13 protein-coding genes are annotated in these 14,166 nt (G+C 63.5%); 11 read left to right on the top strand and 2 right to left on the bottom strand.

Annotation, left to right across the window (positions count from 1 at the left end; all coding sequences use genetic code 11):
* Positions 1-5 precede the first annotated feature (5 nt).
* From J2S96_RS04585 to J2S96_RS04555, 7 genes are all read left to right on the top strand, one after another.
* Positions 6-1,526, top strand: a complete 1,521-nt coding sequence (locus J2S96_RS04585) for an aldehyde dehydrogenase family protein (RefSeq protein ID WP_306860364.1) — start codon at positions 6-8, stop codon at positions 1,524-1,526.
* Positions 1,523-2,557: a quaternary amine ABC transporter ATP-binding protein gene (locus J2S96_RS04580; RefSeq protein ID WP_306860362.1), complete on the top strand. Its 1,035-nt coding sequence runs from the start codon at positions 1,523-1,525 to the stop codon at positions 2,555-2,557. Before J2S96_RS04585 ends, J2S96_RS04580 begins: the two co-directional genes overlap by 4 nt.
* Positions 2,557-4,590: an ABC transporter permease gene (locus J2S96_RS04575; RefSeq protein WP_306860360.1), complete on the top strand. Its 2,034-nt coding sequence runs from the start codon at positions 2,557-2,559 to the stop codon at positions 4,588-4,590. The genes J2S96_RS04580 and J2S96_RS04575 overlap by 1 nt, the downstream gene beginning before the upstream one ends.
* A 43-nt stretch (positions 4,591-4,633) precedes the next feature.
* Entirely contained in the window at positions 4,634-5,608 is a 975-nt protein-coding gene (locus tag J2S96_RS04570) for an ABC transporter substrate-binding protein (protein WP_306860358.1), read from the top strand.
* Positions 5,609-5,884: 276 nt separating this feature from the next.
* Positions 5,885-7,288 (top strand): MFS transporter, encoded by a 1,404-nt coding sequence (locus J2S96_RS04565; RefSeq protein WP_306860355.1) that lies wholly within the window; start codon positions 5,885-5,887, stop codon positions 7,286-7,288.
* A gap of 31 nt (positions 7,289-7,319) precedes the next feature.
* Positions 7,320-8,576, top strand: coding sequence for an aminopeptidase P family protein (locus J2S96_RS04560; RefSeq protein ID WP_306860353.1), 1,257 nt, complete (start codon positions 7,320-7,322; stop codon positions 8,574-8,576).
* Between the two features lie 121 nt (positions 8,577-8,697).
* Entirely contained in the window at positions 8,698-9,513 is an 816-nt protein-coding gene (locus J2S96_RS04555; RefSeq protein WP_306860352.1) for an IclR family transcriptional regulator, read from the top strand.
* A gap of 155 nt (positions 9,514-9,668) precedes the next feature.
* On the opposite strand, the gene J2S96_RS04550 is transcribed toward J2S96_RS04555, so the two are convergent.
* Positions 9,669-10,802: an LOG family protein gene (locus J2S96_RS04550; protein ID WP_306860349.1), complete on the bottom strand. Its 1,134-nt coding sequence runs from the start codon at positions 10,800-10,802 to the stop codon at positions 9,669-9,671.
* Between the two features lie 103 nt (positions 10,803-10,905).
* Positions 10,906-11,241, bottom strand: a complete 336-nt coding sequence (locus J2S96_RS04545; protein WP_306860347.1) for a hypothetical protein — start codon at positions 11,239-11,241, stop codon at positions 10,906-10,908.
* Positions 11,242-11,419: 178 nt separating this feature from the next.
* On the opposite strand from J2S96_RS04545, the gene J2S96_RS04540 reads away from it, so the two are divergent.
* From J2S96_RS04540 to iolB, 4 genes are all read left to right on the top strand, one after another.
* Complete coding sequence (locus J2S96_RS04540; protein WP_306860346.1) at positions 11,420-11,815, top strand: cupredoxin domain-containing protein; 396 nt, start codon at positions 11,420-11,422, stop codon at positions 11,813-11,815.
* 11 nt (positions 11,816-11,826) lie between these two features.
* Positions 11,827-12,264: a hypothetical protein gene (locus tag J2S96_RS04535; protein ID WP_306860345.1), complete on the top strand. Its 438-nt coding sequence runs from the start codon at positions 11,827-11,829 to the stop codon at positions 12,262-12,264.
* A gap of 225 nt (positions 12,265-12,489) precedes the next feature.
* A complete protein-coding gene (locus J2S96_RS04530; protein ID WP_306860343.1) occupies positions 12,490-13,230 on the top strand; it encodes a GntR family transcriptional regulator in 741 nt (246 codons plus the stop codon).
* Between the two features lie 17 nt (positions 13,231-13,247).
* Positions 13,248-14,147, top strand: a complete 900-nt coding sequence (gene iolB, locus J2S96_RS04525) for a 5-deoxy-glucuronate isomerase (protein ID WP_306860341.1) — start codon at positions 13,248-13,250, stop codon at positions 14,145-14,147.
* Positions 14,148-14,166 lie beyond the last annotated feature (19 nt).

Below are 14,166 nucleotides of genomic sequence, written 5' to 3'. Positions count from 1 at the left end.
GCGGCATGAACAGCCCACAACTTTCGCAGATCCACACGGTCCGCGGCAGCTACATCGACGGCGCCTGGCGCGAGTCCGGCGGAGGCATCCGCAGCATTAGCTGCCCTGCAGACGGCACGCACGTTGCCGACGTCGCGGAGTGCACCTCAGCCGATGCCGAGGCCGCGGTGGCGAGCGCCCGGAAAGCATTCGACGACGGCCGCTGGCCAAGCACGCCGGAACTGGAACGCGGCGCCATCCTGCTCCGCGTGGCCGAGCTGCTGCAGCGGGACAAGACCGGATACGCAGCGGCGGAAGCCCTTGATACCGGCAAGCGACTGATAGAAGCCGAATATGACATCGACGACGTCATAGCCTGCTTCCGCTACTACGGCAGCGTGGCAGGCACGGACGCGGGCCGCGTGATCGATACAGGCCGGCCAGGCGCCATCAGCCGGGTGGTCCACGCACCGGTGGGAGTCTGTGGCCTCATCACGCCGTGGAACTATCCCCTCCTGCAGGCATCATGGAAGGTTGCGCCGGCACTGCTCGCCGGGAACACCTTTGTGCTCAAGCCCAGCGAGTTGACGCCGTCCACGTCCATCCTGCTCATGGACACGCTGCGGGAAGCCGGAGTGCCCGACGGCGTTGCGAACCTCGTGACGGGAACGGGACCGGAAGCAGGGGCTGTACTGAGCTCTGATCCGCGGGTCGACCTTGTCTCCTTTACGGGCGGCCTGGAAACCGGCAAACGGATCATGGTGGCTGCGGCGCAGACGGTCAAGCGCGTGGCACTTGAGCTCGGCGGCAAGAACCCGAACGTCGTATTCGCCGACGCCGACCGGCAGGCCGCTATCGACAACGCCTTGACTGCCGTCTTCCTTAATTCCGGCCAGGTCTGCTCGGCCGGGGCCCGGCTCATCGTCGAAGAGTCCATTCACGAGGAGTTCGTGGCCGAAGTGGTCCGCCGTGCACGCGGGATCCGGCTGGGCGGCCCCTTCGACCAGGAAGCCCAGACGGGTCCGCTGATCTCCACGGCCCACCGGGAAAAGGTCCACGCCTACGTGCGGGCCGGGGTTGCGGAGGGCGCCGTGCTGTTGTGCGGGGGGTTCATTCCGGACAGCCCGGAGCTGGCCAGCGGCAGTTTCTACCCGCCTACCGTGTTGGACGGGTGCAATACCTCGATGCGCGTGGTCCAGGAGGAATCCTTCGGCCCCGTCATGACCGTGGAAACGTTCACTACCGAGGAAGAGGCCGTCCGGCTGGCCAACGACACCGTCTACGGGCTGGCCGGTGCCGTGTGGACAACGGACGCTTCGAAGGCCCAGCGGGTCTCTGAAGCGCTGCGCCACGGAACGGTCTGGATCAACGACTACCACCCTTACGTTCCACAGGCCGAGTGGGGCGGCTTTGGACAGTCAGGCAACGGCCGTGAATTGGGGCTAGCGGGCTTGGCCGAATACCGAGAAACAAAGCACATCTGGCAAAACATCAGCCCCGGGCCCAGCCATTGGTTCGAGCCTTCACCGGCAGGAGTACAGCAATGAGCAGTCCTGACATATCAGTGCGCAACCTCTGGAAGGTTTTCGGTCCCGGAGGTGAAAAGATCCCCAAGGACCCCGAACTCTCGGCTTTGAGCTCGGCCGAATTGCTTGAACGGACCGGCTGCAATGCGGCCGTGCGGGACATGAACTTCGACGTCGCCAAGGGCGAGGTGTTCGTGGTCATGGGCTTGTCCGGGTCCGGAAAGTCCACTCTCATCCGCTGCCTGACCCGGCTGATCGAACCGACCTCGGGGAGCGTCCTCGTGGACGGCAAAGACGTGCTGGAGGCCGGAACCACCGAGCTCCGGGAACTGCGCCGGCGGAAGATGTCCATGGTTTTCCAGCATTTCGGCCTGCTGCCGCACCGCACCGTCCTGGACAACGTGTCCTACGGGCTGCAGATCCGCGGCACGGCGAAAAACGAGCGCTACGCCAAGTCCCGCGAAATCATCGAACTCGTGGGGCTGAAGGGCTACGAACAGCACTTTCCGGACCAGCTCTCCGGCGGGATGCAGCAGCGCGTCGGGCTGGGCCGCGCCTTGGCGGGCGATCCGGACACCATCCTCTTTGACGAACCGTTCTCGGCCTTGGACCCACTCATCCGGCGCGATATGCAGGCCGAGGTCATCCGGCTGCACAAAGAGATGGGCAAGACGATGGTGTTCGTCACCCACGACCTGTCCGAGGCGCTCAAACTCGGGGATCGCATCTTGATCATGCGGAACGGGGAGACCGTCCAGTGCGGCACCGGCGATGACCTCGTCGGATCACCGGCGGACAAGTACATCGCCGATTTCGTCTCCGAAGTACCCCGTGCCGATGTCCTGACGCTCAAGTGGATTACCGATCCCTTGGCATTCGGCACTCCCGCTGACGCTCCCGTCCTGAGCGCAGGCACAATTATCCGCGACGCCATCCCCACGGTCATGAACTCATCGTGCCCCGTCCTCGTGGAAGACTCCGGCAAGATCACCGGCCAGATCGACCGCGACAGCATCTTGTCCGTCATCCGCAGCACGGAAGTTGCGGCGTGATGTCCACACTCGTTCGCGATCGCGCCCCGGTTCAGACCGGCCCCGTTTCCGTCCGCGCACCGCGCAAGCGGCTCAGCCGCCGCACCCTGCTCCTGGGCGGGGCCGGCGTCGTCTGGCTCCTTGGATTCGTGTTCCTCCACGGCACGGCGACCCTCACGCTTCCGGCGTCGGAGCTCACCGACCTCCACCGCTCCCTCAACCAATTCAATGCCTGGGTAGCCTCAAACCGGGCCGACAATCCCGTCTTCCAGTATGTTTTCACGCCCCTCCGGGCCGCCGTCGACGCCGTCGCAAACCTGTTCATCGGCATTTTCGCCGCCAGCAGCATCGGGCTTCGCCTGCCTGAAATCGGCTGGCTGGGAACCGTCGCGCTGCTTGGCTGGATCGCCTTCGCGGTGGGCAACGCCCGCGTGGCGCTGCTGACAGCAGCCGTCTTCGTGTTCTTTGGCCTTCAAGGGCTGTTCACGGAAGCCGCCTACACCTTCGCCCTCGTACTCACGGCCGTGCTGTTCACCTTGGCTGTCGGCATACCCCTTGGAGTCCTGGCAGGAGTCTATGGCCGGGTTGCCAAGCTGATCACTCCGGTCCTGGACTTCATGCAGACACTGCCCACCTTCGTCTACCTTGCACCGCTGGCCCTCATCTTCCTGATCGGGCCCGCCTCCGCCGTGATCGCCACCGTGATCTATGCGGCGCCTCCCGTCATCCGACTGACGGCGCATGGCATCCGATGCATCCCGGAAAACACCCGCGAAGCCTCCGATTCCTTGGGAACCACCGGTTGGCAGCGCCTCGTCACCCTTCAGCTCCCGCTCGCCCGGCGCACCATCGTGATGGGGATCAACCAAAGCACCATGGCTGCGCTGTCCATGGTGACCATCGCGGCGCTGATCGCAGCACCCGGGCTGGGACAGGTGGTAATCCGCGCCCTTCAGTCGCTCGACGTCGGCACGGCGGTTAACGCCGGACTGTCGATCGTCCTCCTGGCCATTGTGCTGGACCGGGTGACCACGGCCGCCAGCCGGCGTGCAGAACCCGGAGCAAACCGCAAACGCCGGATCTCGCGGCGAACCCGGTACATTTTGCTGGCAGCGACGCTGCTGGTGGTACTCGCCGCGGTCCAGTTGTCCCGCACGATGCTTTGGGCCGCTGCCTTCCCGAAGGAGCTCAACGTTGGCCCGGCCATCGTCAGCGGAGTGAGCTCCGCGAGCGAGTGGTTGCAGACCAACCTCTTCCTGTTCACAGTGTCCTTCCGCGAGGCAGTCACCAACGGGATCCTCAATCCTTTCCAATCGCTTCTCACGGAAACCCCGTTCTACCTCCTGGTCGCCGTGATCGTCGTGGCGGCTTTTGCGCTCGGCGGCTGGAAGCTGGCTGCGGTCGCGGCATCGTGCTTGGCCGTGATCATCTATCTGGGCCTGTGGAGCGATGCCATGGTCACCCTGGCCGGGACCCTCGTTGCCACCGCGGTGGTCATGGTCCTGGGCGTCATCTTCGGCGTGGCCATGGGCAGGTCCAACAAAGTGGACCAGCTCATGCGGCCCATGCTTGACGCGGGACAGACCATGCCTGCATTTGTTTACCTCGTTCCGTTCCTGGGCCTCTTCGGCGCAACCCGGTTCACCGCCATCATCGCGGGCATCATCTACGCGGCGCCCGTGGCCATCAAGATCGCGGCCGACGGCATCGCCGCAATTTCTCCGACTGTCATGGAAGCTGCGGTATCCAGCGGTTCGACCCCCTGGCAGGTCATCACCAAGGTCCAGCTGCCCATGGCACGGCAATCCCTGGCCCTTGCCGCCAACCAGGGCTTGATCTACGTCCTCGCCATGGTGGTCGTCGGTGCTCTGGTCGGAGCAGGTGGCCTCGGGTACGACGTCGTCGCCGGCTTTGTCCAAAGTTCGCTGTTCGGCAAGGGCCTCGCCGCAGGCCTGGCCATCGTCTTCCTCGGCATCCTGTTGGACCGCATGACGCAGGCTGCCGCTGCACACCCCGTCCGTAAAGTCCCCTCAGCAAAATCACCTGCCCACTAACGGCTCTGACACTCACGCACTGCCCCACCAAGGAGACCCCACCATGAGTAAAGCTGGACTGCTGTTGAAACGAACAATTCCCACGCTCGCCGGAACCGTGGCCGCGGCCCTTTTGCTTGCCGGCTGCGGCGGCGCGACAGTAAATCAGGCGGCCGCGGCCGGTGCTTCGAGCGCCCCCTGCGGAACCGTCAACGTGGCCCTCAACGCGTGGGTGGGCTACACGGCAAATGCGGCCGTCTACAGCTACGTAGCCCAAAACAAGCTCGGTTGCACCGTCGTACAAAAGGACCTGTCGGAACAGATTTCCTGGCAGGGCTTCGGCTCCGGCGAGGTCGACGTCATCCTGGAGAACTGGGGCCACGAGGACCTCGCAAAGCAGTACATCACGGATCAGAAAGTAGCGGTGGATGCCGGCCCCACGGGCAATGAAGGGCATATCGGCTGGTATGTCCCACCATGGATGGTCCAGAAGTACCCGGACATCCTGGACAGCAAGAACCTGAACAAGTATGCGTCCCTCCTGGCCACATCCGAATCGGGCGGCAAGGGCCAGGTACTGGACGGCGACCCGGCGTTCGTTACCAACGACGAAGCCCTCGTCAAGAACCTCGGCCTCAACTACAAAGTGGTCTTCTCTGGCTCGGAAGCAGCCTTGATCCAGTCGTTCCGTTCGGCGGAGAAGAACAAGACGCCGCTCTTGGGGTACTTCTATGAACCGCAATGGTTCCTTTCCGAGGTTCCCCTCAAGAAGGTCAGCCTGCCCGCCTACACCCCGGGCTGCGATGCCGACGCCGAAAAGGTCGCCTGTGACTACCCCGATTACAAACTGAACAAAGTGATGGCCAAGAAGTTCGCGGACAGCGGCTCGCCCGCCGCCAAACTGCTCAAGGCTTTCTCGTGGACCAACGCGGACCAGAACTCGGTCGCAACGGACATCCAGGGCGGGATGAAGCCGGACGCCGCCGCCAAGAAATGGGTCGATGCCCACCCCGATGTGGTGGCTGCCTGGCTCAAATAGCCCCTGAACCAGCTCCACACCTGGAAGCTCCCCGGATCCACGGATCCGGGGAGCTTCTTTGTTTGCGTCTGAATAAATCTCATTACTCACCGTGCGCAACGCTGTTGCATGTGCCGTGGCAGCACGGCTCGCTTGTTGTCGCTTCGGCTACCCATTGCGACCCTCAGCGACCGCGGGTTCGAACTCAGAAGAAGACTCTTGACGGTGATCCAGAACACACTTATTCTGGCGCAACAGCGTTGCGTTGAATGCAACCCCAAATTTCTTGGTGGATTCATGAAAAACGAAACATCCTCCGTGGCAGCGACCCAGGGAAGCGCTCATGCCGGATCCAAAGGCGGATCCGGCGGCCTCCCCGACCCAACAGCCACCCCGGGCGGCGCGTCAAAGCCGGCCAACAACACAGCCGGCAAGGACACCCGCCGCCGCGTCATCACCGCAAGCTTCATCGGCAACTTCGTCGAATGGTTCGACTACGCCGTCTACGGCTACCTTGCCGGAATTATCTCGACCGTCTTCTTCCCCGCATCGGATCGGCAGACCGCCCTGCTCGCCACGTTTGGCGTCTTTGCCGTCTCCTTCTTTGTCCGTCCCTTGGGCGGATTCATCTGGGGCCACATCGGTGACCGGCTCGGACGCAAACGGGCGCTCTCCCTGTCGATCGTGCTGATGTCCGTGGCGACCTTCTGCATCGCCCTGATTCCCGGCTACAACAGCATCGGGGTCATGGCGCCGATCCTCTTGCTGCTCGTCCGCGTGGTCCAGGGTTTCTCGGCAGCCGGCGAATACGCAGGTGCCTCGGCCTTCCTGGTGGAATACGCGCCGGCCCATCGACGCGGACTCTATGCCGCCGTCGTACCCGCAAGTACAGCGGCGGGCCTGCTGCTCGGATCCCTGCTGGCGGCACTGCTCAGCTCGGTCCTGAGCGCCGAGCAGCTCGGCGAATGGGGCTGGCGCCTGCCCTTCCTCCTGGCCGCTCCGATGGGCTTGATTGGCCGCTACATCCGCACCAAACTCGAAGACACTCCGGCGTTCCGCGAAATGGCCGCTAAAGACACCGCGGTCAAGGCTCCGGCCTTCGCCATGTTCAAGACGTACCGCAAGCAACTGGTCATCGCGACGGGCGCCGTGCTGCTGAACGCCGTCGGCTTCTACGTGATCCTCAGCTACATGCCGACGTACCTCTCCGAGGAGCTTCACTTCGGTGCAGCCGAATCGTTCCTGGCCACCACGATTGCCCTCGTCAGCTACATCGGATTCATCTTCTTGACGGGGATCGCATCCGATAGCTTCGGCCGCAAGCGCATGCTCATGACTGCTTCCGTTTTGTTCGTGGTGCTGACCGTTCCTGCCTTCATGCTCCTCGATACCGGCAACTTCCTTGTCATTGTCCTGGTGCAGGTCCTTTTGGGCGGCATGCTCACCCTCAACGACGGCACCCTGCCCAGCTTCCTTGCCGAGCTCTTCCCCACGAGGGTCCGTTACAGCGGCTTCGCGGTCAGCTTCAATCTGTCCAACGCCCTGTTTGGCGGCACCGCTCCATTCATGGCAACCCTCCTCATCGGCCTGACCCACAACCAACTGGCACCCGGCTGGTACCTCGTGGCGGCCGCCGTCATCTCCCTCATCGCGGTCCTCTTCGCCGTGGAGACTTCCAAGAAGCCGCTGCAGCAGGACTGAAGACAATCACCCAATGAAAGGAACACCACGCATGACCATCACCGAGAATGAAACCGTAAGCGACGTCTCCAAGCTCGAGCGCCTCAAGGTCCTCAACAACGGAGAGAAGGTCGCCCTGACCTTCTCCGACGCGGAGTTCGAGCGACGCCTTGCCGGCCTCCGCCGGATCATGGCCGAGGAGGAACTCGACGCCGTTGTCCTGACCAGCTACCACTCCATCAAGTACTATTCCGACTTCCTGTTCACCTATTTCGGCCGCTCCTACGCCATGGTGGTCACGGCAGAGGATACGGTCACCGTCACCGCGAATATCGACGCCGGAATGCCGTGGCGGCGCAGCTACGGCGAGAACCTCGTATACACCGACTGGCGCCGTGACAACTACATCCACGGCATCCGGGAAGTGCTGCGCACCCGCGGCATCAACGTCCGGCGCCTGGGCGTGGAGGACGATTCCCTTCCGTTGGATAACCGCAACAAGATCCAGGCCGCCTTCGAATCCGCCACGCTGGTGGACGTCGCCCAGGCCGCGATGCGCCAGCGCATGATCAAGTCCTCGGAGGAGATCGAGGTCATCAAGCACGGCGCCCGGATCGGCGACCTGGGAGGCGAGGCGATCCGCAATGCCATCACCGCCGGAATCACCGAGTATGAGGTCGCCCTGATCGGCACCGAAGCCATGGTCCACGAGATCGCCCGTACGTTCCCCGACTCCGAGATCCGCGACACCTGGGTGTGGTTCCAGACCGGCATCAACACCGATGGCGCCCATAACTGGGCTACCACCCGCAAGGTCCAGGAACACGACATCCTGTCGTTGAACTGCTTCCCCATGACCTCGGGCTACTACACGGCCCTGGAGCGCACCTTGTTCTACGGCGAACCCGATGCCCGCTCCCTTGAACTGTGGAACATCAACGTGGACGTCCACAAGCGCGGACTGGAGCTCATCAAGCCCGGCGCCGTCTGCAAGGACATCGCCGCGGAGCTCAACGAGATCTACGTTTCGCATGGGCTGCTCGCCAACCGGACCTTCGGCTACGGACACTCCTTCGGGGTCCTCTCGCACTACTACGGCCGCGAAGCCGGATTGGAGCTGCGCGAAGACATCGATACGGTCCTGGAGCCGGGAATGGTGGTCTCCATGGAGCCGATGATCACGGTTCTCGATGGCCAGCCGGGTGCCGGCGGGTACCGGGAACACGACATCCTGGTGGTCGGCGAAGACGGTGCCGAGAACATCACCAAGTTCCCGTTCGGCCCGGAATACAACATCATCGGGGCCTAGCACCCACCTCCAATGGACATGCCCAGCCTTGCGTCCGAGCAGTGGACATATTAGGCATATGCTCCTTGCTCTAGGCCAAGGCTGGGCATGTCCCCATAAAAAGAGCCATATAGTGACCATCATGACCCCAGCAGAAGCGCATGCAATCACCAGCGAAACCCCGGCCAACGGCGATTCCAGAGGCGCTTCGGTACTTGAGAATGCCATCGCCGTGCTGCGCAGCTTTACCGCCGAGGAACCCCTTCTGGGTGTCACCGAGATCGCCGGCAGGATCGGCTTGCACAAAAGCACCGTTTCCCGGATCCTGGCGACCTTCGAACAGGAACACTTGGTGGAACGCGACCCCGAGTCCCGCCGCTTCCGGCTGGGACTGGGGATGATCGCCCTCGCCGGGCCACTCCTCGCCGAACTGGAAGAGCGGAGGGTGGCCTATCCCGTGCTGCGCGAACTCAGCGAGCGGACCGGCGAGACCAGCGCGCTCATGGTGTGGAACGGGAACGAATCCATGTGCGTGGAACAAATCGCCAGCCGCCACCAGGTCAAGCATCTTGCCCCCTTGGGTGCCCGCTACAACGAAGCGCTCAGTTCCTCGGTGCAGGTCTTCCTGGCCTCCGAGGACGCAGACCGCGTGCGCAAGCTCCTCCGTAGCGGCTCCATCACACTCCCTGGCCTCGACGAAGAAGCGCTCGAGGCCTACCTGCTCCGGCTCCAGGAGTCGGTGAAACGGGGATGGGCCGTCAACTTCGGTGAAACATCCATCGAAGAAGTGGGCGTGGCTTCACCCGTCTTTGACCACCGCGGAGACATTGTGGCCTCTGTGCTGATCCCCGCGCCCAAGTTCCGGGTCTCGCAAGATACTCTTGCCAGCCTCGGCGAGGCATGCCAGGACGCAGCTCGCAAAATCACCACGCGCCTGGGCGGCCGCGCCCCGCTATAACCCCTCGCTCCCCTGTGTTCTATTGCCTCTGAGTTCCCTCAAGCCCCCCTGCACCGAGGGACATGTCCAGCGCCAAGCCCCAGGAATGGACATTTCAGTAATATGCCCATTGTTCAGGGCCAAGGCTGGGCATGTCCCGCCGGGTGGGGGTGGGGTTAGCCCGCGACGACGGCGAGCGCTTCCTCGACGCTGTCCACAAGGAAGATCCGGTCCTCCATGACCTTCCCTGCGGCAAGGCTTTGCAGCATGGGCCACGCAGGATACTTGTGCTCCCAATGGTCGCGCCCTACGAGCACCATGGGCGTGACAGTTTCCGGGGCCCCGTAGAAGTTCTCGCACGCGTCCTGGAAGATTTCCTGCACCGTACCGGCCGAGCCGGGGAGGAACACGATGCCTCCGTTGCATAATTCCAGCAGGATCGCTTCGCGCATGGAGTTGGCGAAGTACTTGGCGATGTGGGTGGCAAAGAGATTGGGCGGTTCGTGCCCATAGAACCACGTGGGGATGCCGAGCGACTTCGTCCCTCTCGGATAATGCCCGACGACGGCGGCGGCCGCCCGCGCCCAGGCCGTCACCGAGGGGCGGAATCCCGGCACGGAGGCGAGCGATTGCAGCGCGACGGTGAAGTCGTCGTCGGGCAGGCCGCTCACGTAAGCTCCCAGATTGGCCGCTTCCATGGCACCCGGGCCCCCGCCGGTGGCCACAGTGAAACCAGCCAGCGCCAAGATTCGGCCCAGGCGGGCGGCGTCGTGGAAGTCCTGCGTTCCCCGTTGCGCGGCATGCCCGCCCATGACGCCCACGATCTTGCGTCCGGCGAAATCGCCGTTGCCCAAGAGATCATCGAGTGCGGCCCCGATCGCATGGTCGTGCAAAGCGGCGGCGAGGGTGGCGTCGAGGCTGGTCCGTTGCCCGGGCATGATGCTCCAGTGGTACACCCTGGCATCCAATGTGGATTCATACTCGGTGGAGTCTATGTCTTCATACAACTCCGCCGCGCTATACAGGCTGCCGCGGTACGGGTTGAACGGCACGCCGCGCAGCTTGGGAAAGATGAGCGCGCCGCGGCTGCGCAGGGAGTCCTCCACGCCGTCGTCGAAGGTGCAGCCCAGGAAGATAGCGCCTTGGGGGTCCAAGCTCTGCAAATCCCTGCTTCGCCCGCGCAGGTCCAGCGACTGCGCGTGCCAGCCGTGCATCGATACCGCACCGGAATCGAGCAGCCGGTCGAAGTTGGCGATGCTCTCAATGTCGAGCGTGCGTGGGCTGGGGGTCAAGGCGCCGGACGGGCTCATGGCATCAGCGTAAGCCCTGGGGTTCCCGTCCCACGGACCTATCGGTCTCGGATCGGCACCCTACCAACTCAGGAGCTCAAGCCCATCGCCTTCCCGTGCGGGCTCACCGCGATGCCAACGCCGAACCGATGAAAATAAGCCACAAGGCAGTCACACCCACACAGATCCATCCAAGAACCTTTCCCGCGGTCGCCTTAACCCCGAGCGCCTCGGCCTTGGAAGCCTGAACGATGGCCAAGGGGCCGAAGACAATACCCAAGACAAATATGCCAACTACACCAAATATTGTTGCCGTTGAGCGGTGATTCATTCCCGCAGCAAGATCAGAGCGGCTCGACTTGTTGACAGCGCTCACAACGACCAGGACGATAACGACGGCCACAGCAATGGGGACGAGGACCAGCACCCACGGTCCCTCAAACAATCTGCCCAATTGCATTCCCCCAATTCTGCCAGTCGGATCATTTTAAATTAGAAAACGATCGTTAGGAACGCACCGTCGCAGCGGGTTTGCAGACATCAATCTAGCCATTTCACTGAACCTGGCTGCCCCTTGGTACGTCTCATCAATGTGGCAGGCAATTCCCGGCTGCCGGATGAGAAGTCAGGAAGCAATCATGAGACTGAATCCCAAAGCAATGATGGTTGTCCTCGCTACAGCCGCCCTGATCGCGCTGACCGGCTGCGGAGCATCCGGAACCGGCGGCCAAGCTACGGCATCGAGCCCGGCTTCCTCGAGCGCTGCACCGCCGGGGACCTCCCAACAACTCACCATCACCATCAAGGATTTCGGCTACCAAGGGCCAGCATCCGTCAGCCCTGGCGCCAAGATCACCGTCAAGAACGACGATGCCCAGGCCCACACCGTCACTTCGGACGATGGAAAGGCGTTCGACGCGGCCGTTGATGGCGGGGGCGGGACAGCCCAGTTCACGGCACCCACCACACCGGGAAGCTATTCCTACCACTGCGCGTACCACTCCAACATGCATGGAATGTTGGTCGTGAAGTGAGAACCCGCGATATGACAATCCGGGAGCCCGCCCTGCGCAAACCGAGGGATATCCCGTTGCGGCTGCTTGTTGCGGCGGCTTTGGTCATCGACGCGGTTGTGCACTTCGATCTTGCCCCCGGCTATCAACTGGCCGCCCCGGGCGGGATCGGTCAAGGCAATCTTTTCCGCCTCGAAGCCGCGGCCGCTCTCCTGGTCGCCTTGTACGTCCTGGTGCGCGGGAGCCGGCCGGCGTACGCTGCCGCCCTGCTCGTGGCGGGCAGCGCCTTCGTCGCAGTCCTCCTTTACCGGTACGTCGACATACCGGCCCTCGGACCGGTTCCGGCCATGTACGAACCCGTGTGGTTCTTCGAGAAGGCCCTCAGCGCGGTGGCCGAGGGCATCGGCGCCGTCTTGGCCGCCGTCGGGCTCTTCAGGCAAAGCGTCCGGGCCCACTGGCCGCGCCGCTGAAGGCGTCCGACGCCGTAAGAACCACCTCGCTGCGTCCTTGCTGCTGATGTCCAGACATGTGTCTCGGTCCGGCAGGAACCCCGTGCAGTCAGGGGCGCGCCCCCGGCACCCTTGACCACCCCAATGCTCCTGCTATCATCAGTAAAGCAGTATGTCCTATCAAGCGAACATGAGCGGACATGCATGCAACTTCCGGGACAGTCCCGGAACGCGAGGGAGCATGCAATGGCGAATCGACTTGGCCTCACTATCGACCGTTCTTCCCCTGTGCCTTTGTACCACCAGGTGGTCCAGGGCATTGAGGCAGCCATCCACAGCGGAGTGCTGGAGCCCGGGAGCCGCTTGGACAACGAGATAGACCTCGCCGCGCAGCTCAACCTGTCCAGGCCCACCATGCGCAAGGCCATGGATGAACTCGTCCGCTCGGGCCTGTTGGTCCGCAAGCGCGGTGTCGGCACCCAGGTGGTGTCGAGCCAGGTCCGCCGGCCCTTGGAGCTCTCCAGCCTGTACGACGACCTGAGCAACAATGGCAAGAAGCCCACCACGCAGGTCCTTAGCTTCTCGCACATGGAAGCCGATGCGGCCACGCTGACCGCTCTCCAGCTTCCGGCCGGTTCCAAGGTCTACCACTTCACGCGCCTGCGCAAAGTGGGCGGCAGACCGCTGGCACTCATGGAGAACTGGGTCCGCGACGATATCACCAGCATGGACGAGTCGATGCTGGCTACAGAGGGCCTCTACGCCATCCTTCGCCGCGGCGGGGTCAACTTCCGCCTCGCCTCCCAGCGGATCGGCGCCATGATCGCCAACGACTACCAGGCACCGCTCTTGGAGACAGAAGCCGGATCGGCTTTGGTCACCATGGAGCGCACCGCCGTCGACGACACCGGACGCATGGTGGAGACCGGCCATCACGTGTACCGGGCCGATTCCTACAGCTTTGAAATGACACTCGTACAGCGCTAACGCAAGGACATTACGTCATGGCCAATTGGGTCTATCCATTGGGAACCGCCAACGACGGCGATTGGGACATCTCGCTCGGGACCTCCGATTCCGCGCTGACGGTGGACGGTTGGGCCCACACGGGGCTGAAAGTCGCCACGCTCGCCGCGGGCACCGCCGTCGAGCTGCCCGCCGCAGCCGAAGAGCGGATCATCGTGCCGCTCAACGGCGCCTTTACGGTGACGGTCGACGACGTCGAGTATCCCCTTGCGGGTCGGGCGTCGGTTTTCCATGGCCCCAGCGATGTCCTGTATTCCGGCACGAACGCTGCCGTCACCATCAGTTCGCCCGACGGCGGCCGCGTCGCCGTCGCCACTGCCCCGGCCAACGCGTCGTATCCCACCCGGCTGGTCACCGCCGCGGAGACCCCCGTGGAACTGCGCGGCGCCGGCAATTGCTCGCGCCAGGTCCACAACTTCGGCACTCCAGCCGCCCTCGAGGCGGACCGGTTCATCGTCTGCGAAGTGCTCACACCCGCCGGCAACTGGTCTTCCTATCCCCCGCACAAGCACGACGAGGAAAAGGACGGCGAAACCCAGCTCGAGGAGATCTACTACTTCGAGACCCGCGTGGCTGACGGTTCCGGCGCCCCCGACCCCTCACGTGCAGACGCGATCGGCTACCAGCGCGTCTACGCCTCGGACAAGCGGCCTATCGACGTGGCCGCAGAAGTGCGCACGGGCGACGTAGTTCTTGTTCCCTACGGCTGGCACGGCCCCGCAATGGCCGCTCCCGGCTACGACTTGTATTACCTGAACGTCATGGCCGGTCCGGGCCCCGTGCGCGAATGGCTCATCAGCGACGACCCCCACCACGGATGGGTGCGGCAGAGCTGGGCAGGACAGGACATCGACCCCCGTTTGCCATTTGGCGGCTAACGAGTTCGGGCACGGATAA

The sequence above is a fragment of the Arthrobacter bambusae genome (assembly GCF_030812595.1).
In the GTDB taxonomy this organism is placed as follows: Bacteria; Actinomycetota; Actinomycetes; order Actinomycetales; family Micrococcaceae; genus Arthrobacter; species Arthrobacter bambusae_B.
This window is presented reverse-complemented; position numbering and strand designations above follow the sequence as displayed.